Source organism: Arthrobacter sp. H20 (assembly GCF_000520515.1).
Taxonomy (GTDB): Bacteria; Actinomycetota; Actinomycetes; order Actinomycetales; family Micrococcaceae; genus Arthrobacter_D.
The window spans coordinates 44,554-68,888 of the sequence record NZ_KI914714.1; the positions used below are offsets into that span (position 1 = coordinate 44,554).

At 63.8% G+C, this 24,335-nt stretch carries 23 protein-coding genes, 1 tRNA gene and 2 riboswitches; of the genes, 8 read left to right on the forward strand and 16 right to left on the reverse strand.

What is annotated here, in order from left to right; genetic code table 11:
- From Y703_RS17820 to Y703_RS17825, 5 genes are all read right to left on the reverse strand, one after another.
- The coding region (locus Y703_RS17820) for a zinc-binding dehydrogenase (protein ID WP_035763791.1) at positions 1 to 858 on the reverse strand (858 nt) is incomplete at its 3' end.
- A gap of 112 nt (positions 859 to 970) precedes the next feature.
- A complete protein-coding gene (sucD, locus tag Y703_RS0103990) occupies positions 971 to 1,873 on the reverse strand; it encodes a succinate--CoA ligase subunit alpha (protein WP_026551679.1) in 903 nt (300 codons plus the stop codon).
- 58 nt (positions 1,874 to 1,931) lie between these two features.
- On the reverse strand, positions 1,932 to 3,101 hold the full coding sequence (gene sucC, locus Y703_RS0103995; protein ID WP_026551680.1) for an ADP-forming succinate--CoA ligase subunit beta: 1,170 nt from the start codon (positions 3,099 to 3,101) through the stop codon (positions 1,932 to 1,934).
- Between the two features lie 145 nt (positions 3,102 to 3,246).
- The gene (gene pcrA / locus Y703_RS0104000) at positions 3,247 to 5,718 is read right to left on the reverse strand and encodes a DNA helicase PcrA (protein ID WP_035763793.1); all 2,472 of its coding nucleotides are present in this window, start codon (positions 5,716 to 5,718) and stop codon (positions 3,247 to 3,249) included.
- A gap of 125 nt (positions 5,719 to 5,843) precedes the next feature.
- Positions 5,844 to 7,391 (reverse strand): alanine/glycine:cation symporter family protein, encoded by a 1,548-nt coding sequence (locus tag Y703_RS17825; protein ID WP_035763774.1) that lies wholly within the window; start codon positions 7,389 to 7,391, stop codon positions 5,844 to 5,846.
- A gap of 164 nt (positions 7,392 to 7,555) precedes the next feature.
- Here Y703_RS17825 and Y703_RS17830 point away from each other — a divergent pair, with 164 nt between their 5' ends.
- From Y703_RS17830 to Y703_RS17835, 3 genes are all read left to right on the forward strand, one after another.
- The gene (locus Y703_RS17830) at positions 7,556 to 8,197 is read left to right on the forward strand and encodes a hypothetical protein (protein WP_051427288.1); all 642 of its coding nucleotides are present in this window, start codon (positions 7,556 to 7,558) and stop codon (positions 8,195 to 8,197) included.
- Between the two features lie 18 nt (positions 8,198 to 8,215).
- Positions 8,216 to 8,292, forward strand: a tRNA-Arg gene (locus tag Y703_RS0104015).
- A gap of 20 nt (positions 8,293 to 8,312) precedes the next feature.
- Complete coding sequence (locus Y703_RS17835) at positions 8,313 to 8,774, forward strand: DUF6314 family protein (RefSeq protein WP_051427289.1); 462 nt, start codon at positions 8,313 to 8,315, stop codon at positions 8,772 to 8,774.
- Positions 8,775 to 8,779: 5 nt separating this feature from the next.
- Here the strand turns inward: Y703_RS17835 and Y703_RS0104025 are convergent, their stop codons facing one another.
- On the reverse strand, positions 8,780 to 10,192 hold the full coding sequence (locus Y703_RS0104025) for a MocR-like transcription factor YczR (RefSeq protein WP_026551682.1): 1,413 nt from the start codon (positions 10,190 to 10,192) through the stop codon (positions 8,780 to 8,782).
- 61 nt (positions 10,193 to 10,253) lie between these two features.
- Between Y703_RS0104025 and Y703_RS0104030 the strand changes: the two genes are divergently transcribed.
- Positions 10,254 to 10,883 (forward strand): membrane protein YczE, encoded by a 630-nt coding sequence (locus Y703_RS0104030; protein WP_026551683.1) that lies wholly within the window; start codon positions 10,254 to 10,256, stop codon positions 10,881 to 10,883.
- Here the strand turns inward: Y703_RS0104030 and Y703_RS0104035 are convergent.
- Positions 10,880 to 12,763, reverse strand: coding sequence for an ABC transporter ATP-binding protein (locus tag Y703_RS0104035; RefSeq protein ID WP_026551684.1), 1,884 nt, complete (start codon positions 12,761 to 12,763; stop codon positions 10,880 to 10,882). The genes Y703_RS0104030 and Y703_RS0104035 overlap by 4 nt on opposite strands.
- 219 nt (positions 12,764 to 12,982) lie before the next feature.
- On the opposite strand from Y703_RS0104035, the gene Y703_RS0104040 reads away from it, so the two are divergent.
- From Y703_RS0104040 to Y703_RS17840, 4 genes are read left to right on the forward strand one after another with little or no spacing between them, the layout of a single operon-like run.
- On the forward strand, positions 12,983 to 13,807 hold the full coding sequence (locus tag Y703_RS0104040) for an amino acid ABC transporter substrate-binding protein (protein ID WP_026551685.1): 825 nt from the start codon (positions 12,983 to 12,985) through the stop codon (positions 13,805 to 13,807).
- Between the two features lie 27 nt (positions 13,808 to 13,834).
- Positions 13,835 to 14,494, forward strand: coding sequence for an amino acid ABC transporter permease (locus Y703_RS0104045; RefSeq protein WP_026551686.1), 660 nt, complete (start codon positions 13,835 to 13,837; stop codon positions 14,492 to 14,494).
- A complete protein-coding gene (locus tag Y703_RS0104050; protein ID WP_026551687.1) occupies positions 14,481 to 15,275 on the forward strand; it encodes an amino acid ABC transporter ATP-binding protein in 795 nt (264 codons plus the stop codon). Before Y703_RS0104045 ends, Y703_RS0104050 begins: the two co-directional genes overlap by 14 nt.
- A gap of 35 nt (positions 15,276 to 15,310) precedes the next feature.
- Positions 15,311 to 16,180: a DUF1684 domain-containing protein gene (locus Y703_RS17840; protein ID WP_051427290.1), complete on the forward strand. Its 870-nt coding sequence runs from the start codon at positions 15,311 to 15,313 to the stop codon at positions 16,178 to 16,180.
- Positions 16,181 to 16,285: 105 nt separating this feature from the next.
- On the opposite strand, the gene fdhD is transcribed toward Y703_RS17840, so the two are convergent.
- The 9 genes from fdhD to Y703_RS0104100 all read right to left on the reverse strand — a co-directional run bounded on the left by fdhD (position 16,286) and on the right by Y703_RS0104100 (position 24,108).
- Positions 16,286 to 17,125 (reverse strand): formate dehydrogenase accessory sulfurtransferase FdhD, encoded by an 840-nt coding sequence (fdhD, locus tag Y703_RS0104060; protein ID WP_026551688.1) that lies wholly within the window; start codon positions 17,123 to 17,125, stop codon positions 16,286 to 16,288.
- A gap of 97 nt (positions 17,126 to 17,222) precedes the next feature.
- Positions 17,223 to 18,503 carry a molybdopterin molybdotransferase MoeA gene (locus tag Y703_RS17845; protein ID WP_155849395.1) on the reverse strand — a complete coding sequence of 427 codons (1,281 nt, stop codon included), beginning with the start codon at positions 18,501 to 18,503 and terminating at the stop codon, positions 17,223 to 17,225.
- A 20-nt stretch (positions 18,504 to 18,523) separates the two neighbouring features.
- Entirely contained in the window at positions 18,524 to 18,820 is a 297-nt protein-coding gene (locus Y703_RS0104070) for a DUF6457 domain-containing protein (protein WP_026551689.1), read from the reverse strand.
- A gap of 15 nt (positions 18,821 to 18,835) precedes the next feature.
- Entirely contained in the window at positions 18,836 to 19,474 is a 639-nt protein-coding gene (locus Y703_RS0104075) for a molybdenum cofactor guanylyltransferase (RefSeq protein WP_026551690.1), read from the reverse strand.
- Positions 19,471 to 19,971: an HNH endonuclease gene (locus Y703_RS0104080; protein WP_026551691.1), complete on the reverse strand. Its 501-nt coding sequence runs from the start codon at positions 19,969 to 19,971 to the stop codon at positions 19,471 to 19,473. The genes Y703_RS0104075 and Y703_RS0104080 overlap by 4 nt, the downstream gene beginning before the upstream one ends.
- A gap of 213 nt (positions 19,972 to 20,184) precedes the next feature.
- Positions 20,185 to 21,090, reverse strand: a complete 906-nt coding sequence (locus Y703_RS0104085) for an NlpC/P60 family protein (RefSeq protein WP_026551692.1) — start codon at positions 21,088 to 21,090, stop codon at positions 20,185 to 20,187.
- A 29-nt stretch (positions 21,091 to 21,119) separates the two neighbouring features.
- The gene (locus tag Y703_RS0104090) at positions 21,120 to 21,989 is read right to left on the reverse strand and encodes an NlpC/P60 family protein (RefSeq protein ID WP_026551693.1); all 870 of its coding nucleotides are present in this window, start codon (positions 21,987 to 21,989) and stop codon (positions 21,120 to 21,122) included.
- 5 nt (positions 21,990 to 21,994) lie between these two features.
- Positions 21,995 to 22,189, reverse strand: a riboswitch (cyclic di-AMP (ydaO/yuaA leader).
- A gap of 93 nt (positions 22,190 to 22,282) precedes the next feature.
- Positions 22,283 to 23,086 carry a M23 family metallopeptidase gene (locus tag Y703_RS0104095; RefSeq protein ID WP_253907929.1) on the reverse strand — a complete coding sequence of 268 codons (804 nt, stop codon included), beginning with the start codon at positions 23,084 to 23,086 and terminating at the stop codon, positions 22,283 to 22,285.
- Between the two features lie 2 nt (positions 23,087 to 23,088).
- Positions 23,089 to 23,288: riboswitch (cyclic di-AMP (ydaO/yuaA leader) on the reverse strand.
- A 112-nt stretch (positions 23,289 to 23,400) separates the two neighbouring features.
- On the reverse strand, positions 23,401 to 24,108 hold the full coding sequence (locus Y703_RS0104100) for an iron-dependent transcriptional repressor DtxR (protein ID WP_026551695.1): 708 nt from the start codon (positions 24,106 to 24,108) through the stop codon (positions 23,401 to 23,403).
- Positions 24,109 to 24,335 lie beyond the last annotated feature (227 nt).

A 24,335-nucleotide genomic window follows, 5' to 3' on the forward strand; every position in this document is an offset into this window, starting at 1 on the left:
AAAGCCGATCGGCAGCTCCGCTCCGCCGGCGGGAACGCCGACAAAGCCCAGGTTTCCGCCGGGACGAGTGCTGGCCAGTGCCTGTTCCATTGATTCCTTGGTTCCGACGCACTCGAGCACAGAATCGGCCAGCACTCCCCCGAGCAGTTCCCTGACCTTCTCAACGCCGGCGTCGCCGCGCTCGGCAACAATGTCGGTGGCGCCGAATTCGCGGGCCAGCGCCTGCCGGTCCTCATGCCTGGACATGGCGATGATCCGCTCCGCGCCGAGGCGCTTCGCTGCGAGCACACCGCACAGCCCGACGGCGCCGTCCCCGACCACCACCACTGTGCGGCCCGGGCCGACCTTCGCGCTCACTGCTGCATGGTGCCCGGTGGACATCACATCCGAGAGGGTGAGCAGACTCGCCGTCAGTTCCTTGTCAGGGTCGGTCACGCCGTCGACCCTGCGGAGGGTGCCGTCGGCCTGGGGCGCCCGAACGGCCTCGCCCTGGGCTCCCTGAACGTAGTGGCCAAACTCGTCGTCGTCACCCCAGGAGGTGAGGTGGTCACACGCCACTGTCACACCGTTGAGGCACTGGGGGCACGTGCCGCAACTGTCAACGAAGGGGGCAATCACAAAGTCACCGACGGCCAGGTCCAACACATCGGCGCCAATTTCGTCGACGACGCCCACGAACTCATGACCGATCGCGCGGGTGCCCCGGTTCTTGCTGATGCCACGGTACGGCCAGAGGTCCGAGCCGCAGACACAGGACGCGGTGACCTTCACGATGGCGTCGGTAGGCCGCTGAATGGTGGGGTAGTCCCGGTCCTCCACCGTGATATTGCCGGGACCGTGGATGATTGTGGCACGCATGCATACTCCTCGAACTGGGGTGCGGGTTTTCATTCAGCCTAACGCGGTCGCCTGACAGAAAAAGCCCCGGCGGCTGAACGAATCCAGCTACCGGGGCCCCTCCCTGAAGAAATTACAGTCCTGCGTAGACCTCACGGAGCAGCGTGGCGGTCTCGGATGGCGTCTTGCCAACCTTGACGCCGGCAGCCTCAAGGGCTTCTTTCTTGGCCTGAGCCGTTCCCGCGGAGCCGGAGACGATGGCGCCGGCGTGGCCCATGGTCTTGCCCTCGGGAGCGGTGAAGCCTGCCACGTAGCCCACAACGGGCTTGGTGACATTGGCCTTGATGTACTCGGCGGCACGCTCTTCAGCGTCGCCGCCAATTTCACCGATCATCACGATGGCCTTCGTCTCCGGGTCCGCCTCGAACGCAGCGAGTGCATCGATGTGGGTGGTACCGACAATGGGGTCACCGCCGATGCCGATCGCGGTGGAGAAACCAAGATCGCGCAGCTCGAACATCATCTGGTAGGTCAGGGTGCCCGACTTGGACACGAGGCCCACGCCGCCCTTGCCGGTGATGTTCGCGGGGGTGATGCCGACCAGGGACTCCCCTGGCGTGATGATGCCCGGGCAGTTGGGGCCGATAATCCGGGTAACCTGGTTGCCGTCGGCGTCGACGCGTGACTGGGCAAGCGCCCAGAACTCGGCCGAGTCCTGCACTGGCACACCCTCGGTAATGATCACGACGAGCCCGATGCCTGCCTCGATGGCTTCGATGACCGCGTCCTTGGTGAAGGCCGGGGGTACGAAGACGATCGAGACGTCAGCGCCGGTTTCGGTCATGGCTTCGCTGACCTTGCCGAAGACCGGCAGCGTCACATCGCCATGGGTGACTGTGGTGCCAGCCTTGCGGGCGTTGACTCCACCGACCACCTGGGTGCCAGCAGTAAGCATCAGCGCGGTGTGCTTGGTGCCTTCACCGCCGGTGATGCCTTGCACAATGACTTTGGAGTCTTTGTTGAGAAAGATTGACATACGTTATTCCTTAATCCTTTGGACCCGGCAGCACATGAGCCGGGCGGTACAGGCTCGATCAGCGGGCGGCGTAAGCCAGTTCGGCGGCCTTGTCGGCGCCTTCATCCATGGTGTCGGCGAGGGTAACCATCGGGTGGTTTGCCTCGGCGAGGATGCGGCGGCCTTCCTCAACGTTGTTGCCGTCGAGGCGGACTACCAGGGGCTTATTTTCCTTGTCGCCCAGGATCTGGAGCGCCTCAACAATGCCATTGGCGACGGCGTCACACGCGGTGATGCCGCCGAATACGTTGACGAACACGCTCGTCACCTGAGGGTCGTTCAGAATGACGTCGAGACCAGCAGCCATCACTGCCGCCGATGCTCCACCGCCGATGTCCAGGAAATTCGCCGGGCGCACGTTGCCGTGGGCCTCGCCGGCGTAGGCGACGACGTCGAGCGTTGACATGACCAGACCGGCGCCGTTGCCGATGATTCCCACTTCGCCGTCGAGTTTGACGTAGTTGAGGTCGTTGGCCTTGGCTTTGGCTTCGAGCGGGTCGGTTGAGTCCTGATCTTCGAGCTCTGCGTGGCCGGGCTGACGGAACGCTGCGTTCTCGTCAATGGTGACTTTACCGTCGAGTGCGATGATGTCGCCGCTGCCGGTCTTCACCAGCGGATTAACCTCCACCAGGGTGGCGTCTTCCTTCACGAAGACGTCCCACAGCTTGATGATCGCATGTGCGACACCGTCGTGGAGCTCGGGTGCAAACCCTGCCGTCTCAACAATTTCCTTGGCCTTCGCCTGGTCAATGCCCACCGCGGGGTCGACGGCGATGCGCGCGAGCGCTTCGGGGCGCTCGACGGCCAGCTGTTCGATTTCCACGCCGCCCTCAACCGAGCACATAGCCAGGTAGTTGCGGTTGGACCGGTCCAGCAGTACCGAGAAGTAGTACTCCTCGGCGATGTCAGCGCCCTGCGCGATCATCACCTTGTGGACTGTGTGGCCCTTGATATCCATGCCAAGGATGTCCGAGGCGTACTTGAACGCCTCGTCGGGGGTCTTGGCGACTTTGACGCCGCCCGCTTTGCCGCGGCCTCCAACTTTGACTTGGGCCTTGACGACGACGACGCCGCCAATCTTCTCGGCTGCCGCCTTTGCTTCCTCGGGGGTGTGCGCCACGATGCCGGCGAGCACGGGTACTCCGTGTGCCTCAAAAAGATCGCGCGCCTGATATTCGAACAGATCCACAGGCCAGTGTCCTTCTACGTCGAAGTAGGTTTACACAGGGAACTTTAGTCCCTTGGCGTTCAGCGCCTTTCACAGACTACCTGTTTAGTGACCAAGGCCACACTTCTATGGTTTGTAGAAAAGTAACGGGATGAGCTAGGGGGAGCTATCCGGTTTTCGTCAGCGGTGCGTACCGCAGCAGGAGACGCTTCTCCCCGATGTCAAACGACACCTTGGCCACCGTCTTGTCCCCGGCGCCCTCAACGGAGAGGACTGTCCCGTTGCCGAAGCTGGTGTGGTTGACCTTGTCCCCCACTGCGACTGCGAGCACCTCCTTCTGCGGTTGCACACGTCCAACGACTGTTGCCGACCGGGTGGGCAACCCCCGCCCCGTATCGTCCCCGCTTGCGGTGCCTGCACCCCAGTAGGATCCGCTGAACCGGTTGTTGCCGCCGATGGCTGCGCCCCCGGACCAGACCGGGCCCGAGGCACCCTCCCGCTTCCACTTAATGAGTTCGCTGGGCACCTCGCCGACAAACTGCGATACCGGGTTGTATTGGCTCTGGCCCCACATGCTGCGGACCTCGGACCGGGTGATGTAGAGCCGTTTCCGGGCGCGGGTCAGCCCTACGTAGGCGAGCCGGCGTTCCTCGGCCAGCTCCTTCGGATCGGTGGCCGAGCGCTGGTGCGGGAAGATGCCCTGCTCCATGCCGGTCAGGAACACTACGGGAAATTCGAGCCCTTTGGCGGTGTGCAGGGTCATCAGGGTGACCACGCCCAGTCGCTTGGCCTCTGCCACCGCCTGTTCCACCTCGGCGGCAGAACCTTCGGGTGCGTCGGGGATCTGGTCGGCGTCGGCCACCAGGGAGACCTGTTCCAGGAAGTCCCCCAGCGTCCCCTCGGGGTTGTCCTGTTCGTATTCGCGGACCACCGCCACCAGTTCCGCGAGGTTCTCCACCCGTGACTCGTCCTGCGGGTCGTTACTCAATCGCAGCTGTGCCAGGTAGCCGGTCTGTTCCAGGACCGCTTCGAGCGCCGCCGATGGCCCCGATCCGTCGGCCACCTCGGCGAGGTCGTCGATGAGTTTCACGAAGCCGTTGACCGCGTTCATCGACCGGGTGGCAAGACCCGGCGCCTCGTCCGCCCGGCGGAGTGCCGCCATGAAGGACATGCGTTCCCGCTCGGCGAGCGCCGCGACGGCGTATTCGGCGCGGTCGCCGATCCTCCGCTTTGGTTCGTTGAGGATCCGGCGGAGGTTGACGACGTCGTCCTGGTTCACGAGCACCCGCAGGTAGGCGAGGGCGTCCTTGATTTCCTTGCGCTCGTAGAACCGGGTCCCGCCCACCACCTTGTAGGGAAGACCCACGCGCATCAGGATTTCCTCGATGGAGCGGGACTGGGCGTTGGTGCGGTAGAAGATCGCCACGTCGCCGGGGAGGAGTCCGTCCTCATCCTGGAGCCGGTCGATTTCCTCGGCGATGAACCGCGCTTCCTCGTGTTCGTTTTCCCCCACGTAGCCCACGATCGGCTCGCCGTCCCCTTCGGCGGTCCACAGCTTCTTGTCGGGTCGGTCGGGGTTGCGGGAGATCACCGCATTGGCGGCACTGAGGATGGTCTGGGTGGACCGGTAGTTCTGTTCGAGCAGGATGGTCCGGGCGTTGGGGTAGTCGTTTTCGAACTCGACGATGTTCCGGACGTCGGCGCCACGGAACGCGTAGATCGATTGGTCCGAGTCACCCACCACAGTGAGTTCGGCGAGTGGAATGGTTTCGCCGTCGTCACTGGGATCCTGGGTGATTCCGACGATCTCCCGCACCAGGGCGTACTGGGCGTGGTTGGTGTCCTGGTATTCGTCGACCAGGACGTGCCGGAACCGGCGGCGGTAATAGTCGGCCACCCCGGGGAAGGCCCTGAACATGTAGACGGTCTGGGCGATCAAGTCGTCGAAGTCCATAGCGTTGGCCTGGCGCATCCGCTGCGCGTACCCCTTGTAGACCTCGGCAACCGCCTGCTCGAACGGGTCGGAGTAGTTGGCCGAGCTGGCGTAGCTCTCCTCGTCGATCAGCTCATTCTTGAGCGCCGAGATTTTGTGCTGGATGGACTTCGGGGTGAACCGTTTGGGGTCCAGGTCCAGCCCCTTGGCCACCAGGGTCACGAGCCGCAGGGTGTCTGCTGAATCGTAGATCGAGAAGTTGGAATTCAGGCCCACTGAGGCTGCCTCGCGCCGCAGAATCCTGACGCAGGAGGAGTGGAAGGTGGAGATCCACATGCGTTTGGCAACGTCGCCGACCAGGGCTTCGATGCGTTCACGCATCTCGGCGGCGGCCTTGTTGGTGAAGGTGATGGCCAGGATTCCGCCGTGGTGGGCCCTGCCCATGGCCAGGAGGTAAGCGATCCGATGGCTGAGGACCCGGGTTTTGCCGGAGCCGGCGCCGGCCACAATCAGCAGCGGCGATCCGCTGTGGCGCACCGCTTCCTCCTGCTGCGGATTCAATCCAACCAGCAGTTCGCGTGCCCGAGCTTCATCCCGTCGCCCACCACCGGCGTGTGGGGCGTCGCCGGAGGCCTGAGGCGTCGACGACGTCGGGCGCCGGGCCGAGCTGGTGGGAGATGAACCGAGGTGTGGGTCGAAAAGCATATCCATGGTGCCATCAAGTCTAGGTGCTGGCTCTGACAAACCAGGTGTTGTCGAAACACCTCTCTAACGCCAAACGCCCGCCGGCTCCAGAGAGGCGACGGGCGTTTGGGCGCTAGAGGGGACAGTTACTCCGGCTTGGCCGCTTCGATGTCTTCGGAAGCAATGCCAAGCTGCAGCAGTGTGCCGCTCTTGCGATCGGCCAGGTAGGCCTTCATCTCGCGCTTGATCACCGGCAGCAGCAGGTACACGCCGAGCAGGTTCACAAAAGCACAGACGAACAAGGCCGCGTCGGCGAAGTTCAGGACCTGGGTGAAGGTAAGAACCGTGCCGATAACGGTGAAGAACAGGAACACGCACTTGTAGATGACCTCGGACACCTTGCTGCGACCAAAGAGGTACTCCCAGGCCTTCAACCCGTAGTAGGACCAGGTGATCAGGGTCGAGAAGGCGAACAGTGCCACAGCGATGGCCAGGACGATCGGGAACCACGAGATCACTGTTGCGAAGGCATCCGAGGTGAGGATGACGCCGTCGGGAGCGTCGCCGCCGCCCTGGACCTGGTCGATACCGGCCTGCAGGCTGGGTGCGCCAGCAATGATGATGGTCAGGGCGGTCATGGTACAGATGACCACCGTGTCGATGAGCGGTTCGAACATCGCCACGAATCCCTCGCTCACGGGGCGGCGGGTCTTCACGGCCGAGTGTGCGATCGCCGCGGAGCCGAGGCCAGCCTCGTTGGAGAACGCTGCACGCTGGAAGCCGACGATCATGACGCCAATGAAGCCGCCAGCCATGCCGGCTGGCGCGAATGCACCCTCAATAATGGAACCGAAGGCCGCCGGGACGTTACCGATGTTGACGATGATGACGAAGAGGCAGGCCGTGATGTAGACAGCTGCCATGGCGGGCACCAACCGGCTGGTGGTAGCGCCGATGGACTTGATGCCGCCGAGGATGACCGCTCCGACCAAGGCGGCAAGAACAAGACCGAAGATGAGGGCTGCGCCAGCGCTGCCCAGGAACCCATCGGCACCGCCGGTAACGTTCTGCACCTGGGCGAAGGTCTGGTTGGCCTGAAACATGTTGCCGCCAGCCACACCAAAGATGAGGATCGCGACGGCGAAGATGCCTGTCAGGATCTTTGCGGGCAGGCGACCGAACTTCTCAAAGGCGATGGGGAGGTATTTGAACGGGCCACCACTGACGGTGCCGTCCGGGTGGACCTCGCGGTATTTAACCCCGAGGGTACACTCAGCGAACTTGGTGGCCATGCCGAGCAGGCCAGCGAGGATCATCCAGAAGGTGGCGCCTGGCCCACCGAGGGCCATCGCCGCACCCACGCCGGCAATATTGCCGAGCCCTACGGTGCCGGATAGCGCGGAGGTGAGCGCCTGGAAGTGGGGCACCTCTCCGGGGTCATCCTTGGAGGAGTACCGGCCCCGCACCACTTCGTAGGAGACCTTGAGATGCCGGAACTGGGCGAACCCGAAGTAGATCGTGAAGATGATGCCCGCGGCGATCAGCCACGCGACGACCACAGGGAAGCTGATGTCCCCAATGGTGACGGGGAAAAAGACGATGTCCGAAAACACCTTCGTTACGGGTGCGAAGACCGAATCGATCGCATCTTCGACTGCCGCAAGCCATCCGACTTCGTCCGCAACGGTTGACATAGGTAGTGCTTGGTTAATTGCCATCTAATAAAATAACCGCAGAATGTGCTGTGTCCGCAATCACACACGCCACCAACGGCAAATTTGACGCCAAAATGTAACGTGTTTCACAGTTGACCTTCAGATCCTCATGTATGGGGCCGGCCGGAGGGGATAATCGAGGTATGTCCAAGACCCGCGCACAGATCGCCAAGAAGCATGGGGCTGCCGCTGCCGGTACCCCGGAGCCAGCTCCCGCCGCTCCCCCACGTAGCAACGGGAACATGATCCTGATTGCCGCGGCTGCTGCAGCGGTGCTCCTGTTCTGGTACTACCACCTTCTGACCCTTGGCCAAATGAGTCAGCTCGCCGACGGGCTCACCATGCCCGACATGATGTTCGGAGGCTACGGGGCAGGCTACGTCGCCGACCTGCAGGCAGCCATGGACAGCGACGCGCTGGACCAGCTGAGCTACCTCCACAAGACCGCTGGGACCCTGTTCCCGCTCATCTTCGGAATCGCCTGGCTGCTCCTGATCCAGCTGAACGTTGATCGCCGGTGGCTGCGCTGGCTGCTCTGGGCGCCGCCACTGCTGTTCGCTGTAGTGGACCTGTGGGAGAACGTGGCAATTGACTCCCTGCTCGCCACCACAGCACCCGACGACGGCCAGGTTGCCCTGGCATCGGCGCTCACCGTGTCGCGGTGGGTACTGCTGGGGCTGTCCGGCGTCGCTGGCCTGCTCGCGGTCCTGCTTCCAGCGGGCCTGCGCGGCAAGGTTCCGGCACAGCCACCCGGTCAGGATGGGCCAGGGACCGAAAGCAGGTAAGCTGATACCGCTGTACCCGCCTCTGTAGCTCAGTAGGATAGAGCGTCCCTCTCCTAAAGGGAAGGTCGTCGGTTCGATTCCGGCCAGGGGCACCAACTCACGACGGGTAGCCCACATGATTGAGGTAGAACCGTTTCGCCTCGAAGCAGGTGTCACGCTCCTCGACCATCTCTGCGGCATCTGGTCGGTCGAGCGCTCACTCCAGGATCACGCCTCAGGACTATCGGGGGCCTTCGCTGGTACTGCGGTGTTCACCTACAACGACGGCGGCGCCCTCCGTCACGGCGAGCGCGGCTCCCTCAGGTGGGCAGGGTCCACGCCAACACTCGCGACCCGGGAGCTGCTCTGGCGGCCGACCGGGTCGGCGCTTTCGGCAGAGGTGTGCTTCCCGGACGGGCGCCTGTTCCACTGCCTCGACCTGGCCACCGGCGAGGACTCACCGGCGCACCAGTGCGCTCCAGATGTCTATTGGGGAGAATTCGTTCTCGAGGACCAGGATCAGTGGCGCTATACCTGGCATGTCGAAGGTCCGCAGAAAAATCTCACTCTCGTGACCAGCCTGACCCGTGCCCTTTAGCCCTCTCACACCACGTCGGCTAGCAGACCCTGATCAACCATGTGCCCTTGCCCGATCCGATTCCAGGCACGCTGGAGCATCCCTATCGCCCGATCGGTGTCATCGGTTGAGTAGCTGAACGGCAGGCGCAGGAACCGCTCGAAGGCTCCGTCGATACTGAAGCGTGGACCTGCGGCGAGCAACAAACCTTCTTGCCGCGCTGCCAGTGTCAGCTGTGAGCTGACATTTCGGCCCAGATTCGCCCACAGTGAGAGGCCACCGCCGGTAGCCGGCAGCGACCAGTCAGGGATCGCCTGACAAAGCGCGGACACGAGGTGGTCCCGTCCCACGCGCAACTGCTCCCGCCTCTGAGCAAGAATCTGGTCATAGCTGTCCAACAGATCGGTTGCGATGAGCTGCTCAAGAATGGGTGTGCCCAGGTCGGTAGCCACCCGGGCTCGGACCAACTGCCCAATCTCCGTTGCCTCGGCCCTGACCCAGCCAATACGGAGCCCTCCCCATACCGTTTTCCCCAGCGATCCGATCAGGATTGCCGGCCCATAGGCAGCGAGCGGGAGCGGAAGCTCCACGCGGTCGATCGCCAGTTCGGCCATTGTCTCGTCGGCAATCACCACTGTGCCCTGGCGCTGCGCCGCGGCGAGTACCCGGATGCGCTGCGCCTCGGGCATGACCCGCCCGGTCGGATTGTGGAAGTCAGGCATCAGGTAAGCGATGGCCGGGCTGGTGCGTTGAAATGCCTGCTGCAGGGCGTCGTCATCCCACCCGTCGTCGCTCGTAACACTTACTGGCACAAGACGCCTTCCGGCTGCCCGGATTGCTTCATAGGCGTGCGGGTAACTGGGAGACTCCACAATCGCGCTGTCGCTTCGGTCCATCAGATGCCGGGCCAGCAGGGCTATCGCGTGTTGGGCACCCATCGTGACGAGAATCTGGTCGGGTTGAGTCGGCAAGCCACGCCTCCGGTAACGCTCCGCCACTGCCTCACGGAGCTGGGGCAGGCCAACCGGGTCGTACCCGGAGCCCCCGAGATAGGTCAGCAGGTCCTGGGCCGCCCGCGCTGCGGCGTCGGCGAGGAGCGGTGATGCGGGCATCGCGGCCTTGCTGAAGTCGAGTAACTCTCCGACGCCGATGTCGGGCAGGACTCCCTGCGCCCTGGGCAACTGGGCAACACTGCCCGAGCCCCTGACACTCGTCAGGTAGCCGGCATCGCGCAGCCGCGAGTAGGTCGACGAGACAGTGGTTCGGCTGACCCCCAGCCGGTCTGCCAGGTCCCGTTCGGCCGGGAGCCGCGCGCCAACGGGGATCCTGCCATCGAGCAGAAGGAGCCGGAGACGGTCGGCCAGGGCGGTGTAGGCCGAAGCCCCATTTCGCCAATCCTTCAACAGCAAGTCCAATTTTGTCGCTGATATCACCTGCATCAGGCCAGTTTAGTAGAATTGGCGCCTTGCCGGAAGGCCAATATCGGTATTGACTGGTCCTATGACCCATCTTTTCGCCCGACGCGTCCCCCAACTGATGATTGGCCTGTTCTGCTACGGCTTTGCCATCGCCATGATGATCCAGGCGGGCATCGGTGTTTCCCCGTGGGATGTGCTGGGTCAGGGCGCCGCCCTGCAGTCGGGGCTGCCCTTCGGTGTCGCCACCAACATCATTGGCCTCCTGGTGCTTCTGCTGTGGATTCCCATCCGGCAAAAGCCAGGCATCGGGACAGTCCTCAACGTGGCGCTGGTCGGTCCCAGCGCCGAGGTGGGCCTGGCGGTGCTGCCCGCGCCCACCCAGCTCTGGGCCCAGATCCTGCTGTTCGCCGGTGGTCTCGCGCTGCTGGCCCTGGCTACCGGGCTGTACATCGGGGCGCGGATGGGCCCCGGTCCCAGAGACGGGCTGATGACCGGCATCCACCAGAAATGGGGTTGGAAGGTCTGGAAGGTCCGCACGATCATCGAGCTCACGGTGCTCGGCATCGGGTGGATTCTCGGCGGCACAGTCGGGGTCGGCACTGTGGCCTTTGCCCTCCTCATCGGACCGATGGTCAATGCAGCGTTGCCCCTGCTCCATATTCCGGATCCGCGGCCGCGCAATTCAGCAGCGAACACCGAACCGGCGACCTAGAGTCCGGTAGCCACGTTCTTCCTGACGGCAAACTGGGTGCGGTGCAGTTCGGCGTACCTGCCGCCGCGCTCCAGCAGTTCATCGTGGGTCCCGCGTTCGGCAATCTGGCCGTCCTCGATCACCAGGATCTGGTCGGCCGAGCGGATGGTGGACAGGCGGTGAGCGATTACGATCGCTGTGCGCCCCTCCAGCGCTTCGCTGAGCGCCGCCTGCACCGCGGCCTCGGACGTGGAGTCCAGCGCTGCGGTCGCTTCGTCGAGAATCACTACCCGCGGCTGAGCGAGCAGAAGCCGGGCGATCGTCATCCGCTGACGTTCACCACCGGAGAGTCGGTAGCCGCGCTCCCCCACCATGGTGTCCAACTGATCAGGCAGGGACCGGATCAGCTGTTCGAGCCGGGCGCGCCGGATCGCATCCCAGATCTCGTCAGTCGTCGCCCCGGGCCGCGCCAGCAGAAGATTGGACCTGATCGTTTCGTGGAACAGATGGCCGTCCTGGGTCACCATCCCCATCGTGTGCCTGAGCGACTCGAAGGTCACGTCCCGCACATCGGTACCGGCAAGGCGGACCGCGCCACTGTCGACGTCGTACAGTCGGGCCAGCAGTTGAGCGATGGTGGACTTCCCCGCACCCGATGAGCCCACCAGGGCGATCGTCTGCCCCGGTTCCACCCGGAAGGACACTCCGTGGAGCACCTCTTCGCCACCACGGGTATCCAGGGTGGCCACCTCCTCCAGCGAGGCGAGTGAAACCTTGTCTGCCGACGGATAGGCGAATCGGACGTCGTCGAACTCCACTGACACCGGGCCTTCGGGGACGGTGCCGGCAGCTGGTTTTTCCTTGATCAGCGGGTCCAGGTCAAGGACCTCGAACACCCGCTCAAAGCTGACCAGTGCGCTCATGATCTCCACCCGGGCATTCGCCAGATTGGTCAGCGGGGCATACAAGCGGGTCAGCAGCAGTGCGAGGGTCACCACCTCGCCAGTGTTCAGCGTCCCACCCAGCGCCAATGCGCCGCCCAAGCCGTACACGAGGGCGAGGGCAAGTGCCGACACGAGCATCAACGCCGTAACGAACACCCATTGCAGCATGGCCATGCGCACGCCGATGTCGCGGACCCGGGTGGCACGCAGAGCGAACTCGTGCGATTCCTCGTCCGGGCGTCCGAAGAGTTTGACCAGCGTTGCACCGGGGGCTGAGAACCGCTCGGTCATCTGCGTGCTCATGGCCGAGTTGTGATCGGCTGCCTCGCGCCGGAGGGCGGCAAGCCGGTTTCCCATCCTCCGGGCTGGCAGCAGGAACACGGGCAGCATCAGGACGGCCAGAACGGTGACCAATACCGACGTCGTGAGCATCACCACCAGGGTCAGGGCGAGCGCCACAATGTTGCTGACCACCCCTGACAGGGTGCCGCTGAAAGCCTGTTGGGCCCCGATCACATCGTTGTTGAGCCTGCTGACCAGGGCGCCGGTGCGGGTGCGAGTGAAGAAGGCGATGGGCATCTTCTGCACATGGTCAAACACTGTGGTGCGCAGATCGAGGATGACCCCCTCACCAATTTTGGAAGAGAACCACCGGGTGGCCATGCTGACGACTGCATCAGCGACCGCTACCAGCGCGATCACGATAGCGAGCCACACCACCGTCTCCAGACCGGTGCCCGCGATGATTTCATTGACCACCCGTCCAGCGAGGACCGGGGTAGCGACAGCCAGAAAAGCAGAAACCACCGACAAGGCGATGAAGAAGATCAGTTTGGTGCGGTAGGGCACAGCAAACGCAAGGATCCGGTTCAGCGTTTCCTTCGAGAACTTGTTATTGCTGTCCTTGGCGCTGGAAATCCTATACAGGGAGTTCCAGGCAGCGCCTTCCATGCTCATGTACTGCCTCCATTACTCAAGTCTTCAGCTTATGCCCGCACGCACCCACGACTCAGTAGCCGTCCAGCGGGGTTGGCCGGATCACACGGGTATCCGGAACTAATTTCGCTATGGGCTTTGTTGCACTATGTGGCTTCCCGCGTTGTGCCCGAACAACCTGGCACTGTAGAACGGCAGGAGACCCCTTGAACCATCCCCTAAGTTATTGAGGACCGAGCAATGAACACCCGTCGTCTGTCAATCCTTGGCGCAGCCACCGCTCTCACCCTGGCCCTGGCGGCCTGCGGGGGCGGAGAGTCCTCCGAGGGATCTGCTGAGAGCGGCGCCTCTGCGGGGCCCACCACGCTGCAGGAGATCCAGGACGCGGGTGTCATCACCATCGGTACCGAGGGCACCTACCGCCCCTTCACCTTCCACGAGGGAGGTGCCGGTGACCTGACCGGGTTCGACGTCGAGGTAATCTCAGCCGTCGCTGATGAGCTCGGCGTGGAAGCAGAGTTTGAAGAGACCCAGTGGGACGCGATCTTCGCTGGGCTGGAGGCTGGCCGGTTCGACGTGATCGCCAACCAGGTGTCAATTACCGACGAGCGCCTTGAGACCTACGACTTCTCCGACCCGTACACGGTCAGCACCGGAGTGATCGTTACAACTGCTGACGACTCGGAGATCAGTTCCTTCGAGGACCTTGACGGGCTAACCACCGCCCAGTCATTGACCAGCAACTGGTACGAGCTGGCCCAGGAAAGCGGTGCCGAGGTTGAGGCTGTTGAGGGCTGGGCGCAGTCCGTAGCGTTGCTCGAACAGGGCCGGGTGGATGCGACGATCAACGACAAGCTGACCTACCTCGACTACCAGCAGACCAACCCCACCGAGGCGATCAAGGTCGCTGCTGAGACGGATGAGGAGTCGCTGAGCGCCTTTGCCTTCGCCAAGGGCAGCGACGAGCTGATCACAGCGGTCAACGAGGCCCTCGCAGACCTGCGGGCAGACGGCACGCTTGCCGAGATCTCGGAGAAGTACTTCGGCTCCGACGTCACCGAATAGCACAGCTAAAGACAACGGAGGATCACCATCGACTGGGAACTGTTCTGGGATTCGCTCGGGCCCCTCGTCTGGGGCGGTCTGACCGGCACTATCCCGCTGTCTCTGTCCTCGTTTGCCCTTGGCCTGCTCCTGGCGCTGCTGATCGCTCTGATGCGGTTGAGCCGGAACCGGCTCGCGTCGGCGGTGGCAAGGGTTTACGTGTCGATCATCAGGGGAACCCCCCTCCTGGTGCAGCTGTTCGTCATCTTTTACGGGCTGCCGTCGATTGGTGTGGTGATTCCCCCGTGGCCGAGCGCCATCATCGCATTCTCCCTGAACGTGGCGGGCTATGCAGCGGAGATCATCCGGGCCGCGATCCTCTCGGTCCCCAAGGGACAGTGGGAGGCAGGGCACACGATCGGCATGTCCCGCACCAGGACCCTGCGCCGCATCATCCTGCCCCAGGCGGCGCGAGTGTCGGTGCCACCGCTATCGAACACTTTCATCAGCCTGGTCAAGGACAGCTCGCTGGCGTCGTTGATCCTGGTGTCGGAGATGTTCAGGCAGGCGCAGGAGATTGCAGCGTTCAGCCAACAGTTCATGATGTTGTATCTGGAGGCCGCGCTGGTCTACTGGGTGTTCTGCCTGGTGCTCTCCAGCGGGCAGTCCTACTTGGAGAAGAGGTTGGATCGCTATGTCGCACACTGAGCCCACAGCAGGCCGCTCCGGTCAGCAAAGCAATCTGCTCACGGTTTCCGGGCTGAGCAAGGCCTTCGGCGAGAATGTGGTGCTGGAATCGATTGACCTTGCCGTCCAGCCGGGACAGGTGACAGCGCTGATCGGTCCCTCCGGTTCCGGTAAGACCACCGTGTTGAGGTGCCTCAACGGGCTGGAAACTCCCGACGGCGGTGTGGTGTCCATCGCCGACGGACCGTCACTGGATTTCAGCGGGCAGGTGAAGGCCAAGGACCTGTCTGCGTTGCGTGACCAGAGCGCTATGGTCTTCCAGCACTACAACCTCTTCCCCCATATGACAGTCCTTGAGAATGTGATTGAGGGGCCAGTTCAGGTCAAGAAGCAGCGCAAGGCCGACGCCGTCCGAGACGCCGAGTCGTTGCTCGCCCGGGTGGGGCTGGCGGACAAGAAAGACCAATACCCGTTCGAGCTCTCCGGCGGGCAACAGCAACGGGTGGGAATTGTGCGTGCGCTGGCACTGAAGCCGGCGCTGCTGCTCTTCGACGAGCCCACCTCGGCGCTGGACCCGGAACTCGTGGGTGAAGTGCTCGGTGTCATCAAGGAGCTCGCCGACGGGCAGTGGACCATGGTGATCGTGACTCACGAGCTTGCCTTCGCCCGCGAGGTAGCGGACGAGGTGGTGTTCATGGACGGCGGAGTGGTGGTCGAGAGCGGACACCCAGACACCGTGCTGCGTGCGCCGAAGGAGGAGCGGACCCAGCGGTTTGTGCAGCGCCTCCTGAACCCGTTCTGATCTGCCCCGAGACCCTGAACGTAAGGAGATTGACCATGACCCATCTCACCCCTGCCCAGCACCGTGACTCCGAGCAGTGGCGCAGCTTCCGTAAGCGGCGGGACACCTCCCTCGCCGTCGGGCACGGCTGGCTGACCCTGACCTCCCTACAGTGGCTCCCGACGGACCCCTCTGCCCTGGACCTGGTCCCCGGGCAGTGGAGCGCCAGCGAGCCGGGCTCTGCCCCCGGTGCAACGCTCACCGCCCGCGCGGAAGACGGACTGACACTGGTCCACACCGGAGAACCGGTCGACGGAACGCTCAAGCTGGAACTGGCCGACGGCGCCTCCAAGAACTGGGTGCGTTACCAGGACACGGTGGTGGAGCTGGCTGTCCGCGGCAACCGGTATGTGGTGCGCACCCGCGACAACCACGCTCCCACGCTGACCGGGTTCGACGGCGTACCGGTCTTCGAGTACGATCCGGGGGCTGTGATTGACGGCAGCTACACCCCGTACCCGACTCCTCGCGCCATCCCGATCGGGACAGCCCAGCCGGAGGTGACCGACGTGATTCATGCGACGGGAACTGTGTCGTTCAGCCTCCGCGGCCGCTTCCACACCCTGGCAGCCGAGCAGCAGCACGATGGTTCGCTGAGGGTGGCTTTCCACGATGAGACAAACGAACGCGACACAGCGCAGTGGCGCTTCCTGGTCACCGACCACGTATCCCCGACCGGCCAGGTTACCCTCGATTTCAACCGGTCGCTGAACTACCCGAGCGCGTTTACGCCATTTGGCACCTGTCCCCGCCCTGTTGCGGGAAACCATATCGAGGCCCCGGTGGAGGCCGGGGAGCGGCAACCGGTCGGGCTAGCCCGCCCCCCGTCGTCGCGCCCGGTCCCGGGCGCAACCCCGCTCCGGTGAGGGAACTGGACATCGGTGGCGAACATTTCCACCCCGTGGGTCCAGGTTGACCCCCTGAGTCCCGAGTCCTCACCAGGGTGAGGCCACCCCGTGACGTCGTTGGGCCTAGGCAGCGATCCGCTGCGGGTGCGTGTAGCAGTTCAATGAGGCGCCGCGGCTGAAGCCGACCAGAGTGATGCCGGTTTCCTCGGCCAGGTCGGCAGCCAATGACGAGGGCGCGCTGACGGCCGACAGGACGGGGATCCCTGCGAGCTGTGCCTTCTGCACCAGTTCAAAGGAGGCCCTGCCCGACACTTGCAGAATGGTCCCCTTCAGTGGCAGCATCCCTTCACGCAGTGCCCAGCCCACCACCTTGTCGACGGCGTTGTGCCGGCCCACGTCCTCACGAAGGCACAGTAGTTCGCCGTCGCGGGTGAACAGTCCCGCCGCGTGGACGCCACCGGTGCTGTCGAAGAGCTTCTGCGATTCGCGCAACCGGTCGGGCAGCCCGGCGAGTGCCGGGAGCGTGACCTGGGCGGCGTCGTCGTGGACGTCGAAGCGGGAGGACTTACGCACTGCGTCGATGGACGCGGTGCCGCAGATCCCACACGAACTGGACGTATAGACGTGCCGTTCCATAGTGGTGTCCGGCAGCGCCACATCGGGTCTGAGCTGGGATTCCACCACGTTGAACGTCTGCTGTCCGGCGTCGTCCACCCCGGCACAGTAACGGAGGCTGATCAGCTGCCCCGGCTCCCAGATAATCCCCTCTGACACCAGGAACCCTGCCACCAGATCGAAGTCATCGCCGGGTGTGCGCATAGTCACAGAGAAGGACTTCGAGCCCAGCCGGATTTCCAGCGGTTCCTCACCGGCAAGGATATCTTCGCGTCGGCTGGTGCCATTTTCTGTTGCGCCGACCCGGAACCGGGTGATTTGGCGGCGCTGGGAAACGCGCTTCTTCAATGTGCACTCCTGAAATCGTCCTACGACGAGACTAGTGGAATTCTGACCCGGGGATGTGATGGCTGCGGCGACTCGCACGCCAGAGGGTACGAAGGAACTAGCTGCTCCACGGCAGGCGGAAAGACTGCAGGCGGTCTCCAGCAACGCAGCCCTGAGCGGGGACCACCATCACGCCACTTGCGGAGGCCAGGCCGCGCAACATGCCGGAGCGCTGGTGCGTTGCCGCCACCGCCCGCCCGGATTCCAGCCGGTACGGCACCAACCGACTCCGCCCAGACAGCTGACCAAAGTCTTCCCCAACAGTTGTTTCCTCGGTCTCGGGAAACGCGGCGCCGCGCAATCCGGCGAGCAGGGGACCAACGACTGTGAACATTGCCATCATCGCCGCCAACGGATTTCCGGGGAGCCCTACCAGGAAACGGCCGTCCTGAAGCCGGGCGAGCAACGTCGGGTGGCCGGGCCGCATGGCGACGCCGTCGATGATGAATTCCGCCTCGAGTGTCTCCAACGCCCGCCTGATGTGATCGGCTGAGGAGCTTCCGGTCCCACCGGTGGTGATCAATACGTCCCCTGACGCGCGGGACAAGGACAGCTCGTCGAGCGCCTCAGCGCTGATAGCGGCGACGACGTCGTCGAGGTCGTCTTTCGCGCGGCCAAGAGTGTCGACGTGCCCACCCATCATCTGGACGAGCCCGGGGAGTTGCGGTCCGAAGGTGTCACGGACCTGCCCAGGCTCGGGCAGCCCGGCTTCAATGACCTCGTCGCCGGTCAGCAGCAGGGAGATGCGAGGCGCACGCAGCACCGGAAGCGTGTCGTAACCACAGACTGCGGCAAGGGCGATCTGCGCCGGGTTCAGCGTCACGTTCGCGGGGATGGTTTCGCTGCCCTCAGACGCTTCTTCTCCAGCAGGCCTGATGTGTTCCTGTGCGCCGGGCTCATCGGGACGGGCGCGATCGTTGCGGTCGAGCTGGACGCCGCGCACGGCGCCGTGTTCCATCCGCAGGATTCCTGTGGTTCCCTCAGGCACTACCCCACCGGTCAGGATGAACGTGGCCTCGCCGAGGGCGAGTGGCCCGGCGCCGGAATCACGATGCGGTGCGCTGCGCTGCCACTGATGTTCCCGCCTGGGTGCGTGACTGACCAGTTGCCACGGCGGCTGCCCGTTGACGGCCCAGCCGTCCATGGCTGACGATGCGTAGTGCGGGATGGCCTGCAGCGCCCTGACCGGCTCGGCAAGCGTCTCTCCAAGGGCCTCCGAGAGCGGAACAATCTGGTGTACCAGAGGGGTGCCGGCGTCGTAGGCTGCCCGCCGCGCCTGCTCCCAGCCGAGATTTCGCCCGGCAGGAGAACCGTTCAGGGGAGTTTCATCGGCTGTCATATCGGTCGAACTCGCCTCGTTCACGAGGCGTCCGTCGACGAGGGACCGGCGGCGTCCTCAGTTGGGCATTGGCGACGGGCAGCCTCGATCGCTGACTCCATCGCCACCGTTTCGGTGGCCTGCTGGCTGGCGACGGCAAGACCCGCCGCGTACCCAGCAATAAAGGTGGTCAGCGGCGCTGCTGGGCGAACAACTGAGTGGGCTGCGTCCCCGGCGAGGGACAGGATGTCATCGATATCGATTGTTGTGCCCTGGAGTTCGAAGGCCTCAAGGAGTTGGGCGCTCCATTCCTGAAGGATCTGGTCCTGCTTTGTCATTGCTGCTCCTAAAATTTAGGTCGGTGCTGCGCCTGAGACACCGAGGTTCTGGGCGTCAGCCCACGTGTCAACGTCAGCTGTACTCCCCTGCGGCACGTCGATTGCTCTCCACTGCACCCTAGCAAGGAGAGCCTTCATCGATAGATTCTGTACCCCGCCGGAGCTCTCTACCACTTCAATCGCCGTGCGGAGGGCAGCCAGACTGTACACGGCCGCCAACGGCTGGTCCCGCTCCCCGTCGTGGGCCAGCACTGAATAGCCGGGGTCCTCCGCTACGGCTGCGAGAAGCTCAGGTATCGCGGCAGCGATGCGGGGCATATCGCAGGCGAGAACCAGCAGCCACTGCGTGGCGTCCTGCGCCAGATGGTCGACGGCGGCGGCAAGTGCAGCGGCTGGCCCACCAAAGCGAGGGGATTCGCTGACAAATTCCCGGCCACCCACCCCAGACCCAGCTCCTGCAGAGTCACCCTGGTCTTCATCGCTGGCCGGTCCGACCACCACAACTCTCTTCGCTGCGCCAGCCGCCTGACATGCGAGATCGAGCAGGGTGTGGCCGTCCAGCCGCAGCCCCGCTTTGGGGGTGCCACCGAGCCGTGATGATCGACCACCTGAGAGCACCACTGCGTTGAAGTCGACCGATTCCCACCTGCTCAAGCGGCGCTCTCCGACCGGATGAAAGCGCTCCACTGCGGCGCAGGCTTCTCAATTTCCCGAAAATGGTGCATTCCGCCGCGTGGCGGCTGGGGGGTGGACCGCAGCCGCCAGCCCAGTGCGGCGAGCGTCTTGTCACCCTTGTCATGGTTGCAGGTGAGGCAGCAGGCAACGAGATTTTCCCAACTGGAGTCTCCCCCGCGGGACCGGGGATACACGTGATCGATGGTGGAGGCGCTCTTTCCACAGTAGGCACAGCGATGGTTATCCCGCCGCAGCACACCCCGACGGGTGACGACCACGCTGTGGCGGTAGGGAAGCTTCACATACCGGTTCAACAGGATGACCGATGGGCGAGAGAGGATTTCATTGGGTCCAATCACCGGATCCTCCCCTTCAGCGACGACGCTTGCCTTTCCCGCCAGCACAAGGACCAGCGCCCGGCGGAAGGTCACTACCGCCAGCGGCTCATATCCAGCATTCAGAACGAGAGTGCGCATGCACATTCCCCTTCGCCGACTCCAGGCCTGCATCCTCGTGGTGACTGAATACAGGACTACAACTGACTTACTAAAAGCAAGGGTAGTTCGATCGATGCTTCGTTAGCTAATCCAGCGCTGGAGCGCCAACGCGTGTCGCGGGAGGATGGACCAGACGCACACAGGCCCGGAGGATCAAGATCCTCCGGGCCTGTGTGCTGAAACGTTTGAGTTTTAGCCGCCGACGCGAATGAAGACCGGCCCCGACCCGAGATCCGCTGGGGCTACGACCGTCTGGTTGCCGTTGAATCCGCCATGCACTGCCTTGCCCCCACCAATGTAGACGGCAATGTGGGCTACGCCGGCGCCGCCGTCGGCGTAGTAGATCAGGTCGCCTGGGATAGCTTCGCCGGCGCCGACTGTGCGTCCAAGCGACAGGTATCCGGCGGGCCAACCGTGGAAGTTGATCCCGGCTGCGGCGAGAGAGTTGCTGACCAATCGGGTGCAGTCCTGGGTCACCCCGAGTTGACCCTGAGCTGCTGCAGCAATCGTGGCCGCCACGCCTGAGGATACTTCCGGCGCTTCCTGCGCAACTGGTGCCTCGGCTGCCGGGGCCGCAGTGACAGCCTGCACGTCAACGACCTGCTCAGCAACTACTGCCGGGGCCACGGTGACCTCTTCAGTCACTGCTGGTTCGGCGACAGGAACTTCAGTCACTGCTGGTTCGGCGACAGGAACCTCGACTGGAGCTTCGACGATCTCGACCACAGTCTCTGCCTGCACCGTGACCGCTGGCGCCTCGACAACTGCTGGCACCTCGACAACTGCTGGTGCGGCTACAGCCTTGACCGGGGTGCGGTTGAAGGCTACCTCGGCATCAGCGGACGCCTCGACAGTTGCTGGAGTGGCCTGAATCTCAAGCGTCGAGGTGAGGATGGTGCGTTCAGCAGATTCCAGGGAGAGATCAGCAGCGTTGGCCGATACCCCGCCGGTGAGCACCAGACCCGAGGCCGCAGCAATGACTGCCGCCTGGCGACCAACGCCGCCGGCGTTCTCGGTCACTGCCTTGGCCAAGGCCGAGAAGTTGGTGGTGTGGCGCTTGTCAGCGCGGTGACGTGCGATAGCTACAGGTGTTGTCATTCTTGCGTTCTCCAAAGTTTGGGGTGGGTTCAGCTAACGCGAACGAAGCTGGCGCCGGGAAGGTCTGAGAGGGAGTGCAGGTCAGTGTTCATGCCGTTGAGGCCACCGCTGATGACCTGGCCGTTGCCGACGTAGATCGCGACGTGGCCGCCGGTGATCACGAGATCGCCCGCCGCGGGAGATCCAACAACAGCGCCAAAGGCGAAGAAGTCTCCCGGGGCGATATCGCCGACCGAGATGCCTACTGAGCGCAGCGCCTTCTCCACCATGGCTGTGCAATCCTGTGCCACGCCAATCTGGGAGTAAGCAGATCCCACGAGGCCGGCGGCGATGTGGCCGGACGGCGCCGCGGGTGCTGGCTTCTGCGCGGCGGGCGCTGTGGCTGCGACGGGCACTGGGGCTGCGGCGGGCACTGGGGCTGCGACGGGCGCTGGGACTGCAGCGGGCGCTGGCGCCGGAGCGACAGGGGCCTCGGCGGGAGCCGGGGCGACCTCGACTGCCTCCTGCACTGCGGGCTCAACGACTGGCTCAGCGGCCGGAGCCACTGGGCCGACGACGTCGGCCTGCACCGCTACCACTGGGGCAACCTTTACCTCGGCTGGCGTAGCCGAGACGGCCGCGCGGTCGAAGGTGATTTCGGCGGTGGCGGGCGCGCTGACGGCATCAGCGGTGACAGCAATTGAGTTCAGGGGGGTGGAGAGCTGTACAACGCGCTCTGACTCACCAATCCCGTGTGCTGGCAGTCCAGCGGTCAGGACGAGTCCTGAAGCGGCGACAATGACCGCGGCCTGGCGGCCCACTGATCCAGCGTTTGAGGAGACGGCGGCTGAGATGGCCTTCAGCGGACTGGTCTGAGTGCGGACTGCCCTGTGGCGGCCCAGCGAAGAGCTAGTTGACACGTTGGATTGCCTCTCCCAATTGCCTGCGAGGTGAGCTGTCGGATTCGGATGGGAGTCACCCGGCCGTGTAGTTCCTCCTGGAAGGACACGACTTAACCCCAAGGATTTCTTGCGAAATCCACTAATTGGTTCCCCCGCCTCTGCCATGCGAAATGTGCGAACGGACCTCGGGCAGTGGCAGAGCTAGGCGATCTACTCGAGGGTGCCAAACCTATTAGAATTTGGCACGAGGATGACGGTACAACAGATTGACCACAATGTCACATTCCGGTCACGGAACGGTGTGTCCTTGGTTACAGCCAGCCCATGGGATCGACTGCCTGGCCGTCAACCATCACTTCAAAGTGCAGGTGACAGCCGGTTGAGGCTCCGGTGCTCCCGCTCTGCGCCACAAGGTCTCCGCGGTCCACTGACTGCCCCTCCTGTGCGCTGCCCGACGAGAGATGGTTGTAGGTGGTTTCCAGTCCGTTGCCGTGATCGATGACCACGCGGTTTCCTCCCCCATACGGGTGCCAGCCGGCAAAGGTGACAGTTCCGGACGCGGCGGCGAAGACTTCGGTACCGCAGGAGCTACTGAAGTCCTGACCGGAATGGAGCTCTCCACCCATACCGGTAATGGGGCTCACCCGGTAGCCGAACGGGGAGGTGATGACCAGCTCCTTCATCGGGGCTGACAGCGACCCCCTGGCGGCGGCGGGAACTGCGGCTGAGCCTGCTGCGGCCATGATCTCGGTGAGCTTGGCGTCAGCGTCGAAGGTGCTTTGCAATGCGGTGCGGCTGAAGTCGACCAGCGCAGCCTCGGGCACGCTAATTTCCTGCGGAACGACAACTGCCTCAACGGTAGCTGTCGCCTCACCGGCGGCGGTGGCCGGGCCGTCAGTGGGTGCTGATGCCGCGGTGGTGGGTAGGGCAACTGTGAGAGCCAGGCCTGAGGCGGCTGCGGCGATGGCAACCTTCTGGCTTATCCCGGTCAGCGAGACGCGGCTCCCGGTCCGGGTGGGTCGGCGCCCTCGTTCTCGTCGCTGGGCATCCCGGGGACGGGCTGCAAGTACTGGGGCGCCGGCGCGGCGGCGTCCCGAAGCGTTGTGCTTCGACAATGAGTCCCTCTCGTATATGCCTGCGAAGTTAGCTGTCGGATTCGAGTTCGGGAAAAACTCGGCCCAGACCGGCCCCGCCAAAACGGTGCCGGATCAGGACTTCACCCCAAGATGGCATTTCAGCCACCGTCTAGTGGGTCCTCCGCCCCTGCCACGGGTTTCACTATCTACATCCACTGACAGGGTTAGGCGTGCGAATTAGATAACGCTGATGTATCAACGCCAGTTTTCCATTATCCGCGACCATAAGCAAAAGAGATCCGCTCGTTATCTTTTCCTGTGGATAAGCTGCGGCAACAGTGAGTTTTGGCGGCCTAGCCGGCCGCCGGAAGCACTGAGACGAAGACGTGCGCCGCGACTTCAGGTGGGAGCTCAAGGGCGCCGTCGATGCCCTCCACCCGTACCGACACGTACTCCCCTGCCGCCTGCACGCTGATGATTGTTCCGGGCCTCAGCCCACCTTCGTCAAGCTGGGAAAGGAGCTCCGGGTCCACCTGGATGGGTTCCGCGAGCCGGACCAGGGTGATCACCGAGCCTTCAGTGTTGGGGCCTATCACCGACATGAGACTGCGCACACCATCGATGAAGTCTCCAGCGGGAGGACCACCCAGTGCTTCAAGCCCGGGGATAGGGTTGCCGTACGGCGATTCAGTGGGCTTTCCCAGCAGCTCATACAGGCGCTGTTCCACCCGTTCGCTCATCACATGCTCCCAGCGGCAGGCCTCCTCGTGGACGTAGGCCCAGTCAAGTCCGATCACGTCGGAGAGCAGACGTTCAGCGAGCCGGTGCTTCCGCATCACCCCGATGGCACGACGTCGACCCAGGTCGGTGAATTCCAGGTGCCGGTCGCCGGAGACCACTACCAGCCCGTCGCGCTCCATCCGGCCAATGGTCTGCGAGACGGTTGGGCCTGAATGGCGGAGACGTTCGGCGATCCGGGCACGGAGGGCAACGATGTTCTCCTCCTCCAGTTCCAAGATGGTCCGCAGATACATCTCAGTGGTATCGATGAGGTCCGTCATGCGGTTCAGCTCCTAGGCACTGGTGCGGGATGGAACAGGGGCAGCTTTTCGCGGTGGTGGCGCGGCGCCTAACGCCAGCGCCGAACGTGAGATCCACGCTCCCCAAGGTTAACCCATGTCCCGCTACCCCCAGCAATCAGCCACCGGCCAGGCGCCCGGTTGGGACCCGTGTTCACAAATGCCGCAGGGGTAATGACGGTGCGGCAGAATGAATCCCGACGACGTCG

Bases quoted from the DNA above. Each gene is read 5' to 3' on its own strand.
- sucD (WP_026551679.1), bottom strand. From the start codon at position 1,873: ATGTCAATCTTTCTCAACAAAGACTCCAAAGTCATTGTGCAAGGCATC.
- pcrA (WP_035763793.1), bottom strand. From the start codon at position 5,718: ATGCTTTTCGACCCACACCTCGGTTCATCTCCCACCAGCTCGGCCCGG.
- Y703_RS17825 (WP_035763774.1), bottom strand. From the start codon at position 7,391: ATGTCAACCGTTGCGGACGAAGTCGGATGGCTTGCGGCAGTCGAAGAT.
- Y703_RS17830 (WP_051427288.1), top strand. From the start codon at position 7,556: ATGTCCAAGACCCGCGCACAGATCGCCAAGAAGCATGGGGCTGCCGCT.
- Y703_RS17835 (WP_051427289.1), top strand. From the start codon at position 8,313: ATGATTGAGGTAGAACCGTTTCGCCTCGAAGCAGGTGTCACGCTCCTC.
- Y703_RS0104025 (WP_026551682.1), bottom strand. From the start codon at position 10,192: ATGCAGGTGATATCAGCGACAAAATTGGACTTGCTGTTGAAGGATTGG.
- Y703_RS0104030 (WP_026551683.1), top strand. From the start codon at position 10,254: ATGACCCATCTTTTCGCCCGACGCGTCCCCCAACTGATGATTGGCCTG.
- Y703_RS0104035 (WP_026551684.1), bottom strand. From the start codon at position 12,763: ATGAGCATGGAAGGCGCTGCCTGGAACTCCCTGTATAGGATTTCCAGC.
- Y703_RS0104040 (WP_026551685.1), top strand. From the start codon at position 12,983: ATGAACACCCGTCGTCTGTCAATCCTTGGCGCAGCCACCGCTCTCACC.
- Y703_RS0104050 (WP_026551687.1), top strand. From the start codon at position 14,481: ATGTCGCACACTGAGCCCACAGCAGGCCGCTCCGGTCAGCAAAGCAAT.
- Y703_RS17840 (WP_051427290.1), top strand. From the start codon at position 15,311: ATGACCCATCTCACCCCTGCCCAGCACCGTGACTCCGAGCAGTGGCGC.
- Y703_RS17845 (WP_155849395.1), bottom strand. From the start codon at position 18,503: ATGACAGCCGATGAAACTCCCCTGAACGGTTCTCCTGCCGGGCGAAAT.
- Y703_RS0104070 (WP_026551689.1), bottom strand. From the start codon at position 18,820: ATGACAAAGCAGGACCAGATCCTTCAGGAATGGAGCGCCCAACTCCTT.
- Y703_RS0104080 (WP_026551691.1), bottom strand. From the start codon at position 19,971: ATGCGCACTCTCGTTCTGAATGCTGGATATGAGCCGCTGGCGGTAGTG.
- Y703_RS0104085 (WP_026551692.1), bottom strand. From the start codon at position 21,090: ATGACAACACCTGTAGCTATCGCACGTCACCGCGCTGACAAGCGCCAC.
- Y703_RS0104100 (WP_026551695.1), bottom strand. From the start codon at position 24,108: ATGACGGACCTCATCGATACCACTGAGATGTATCTGCGGACCATCTTG.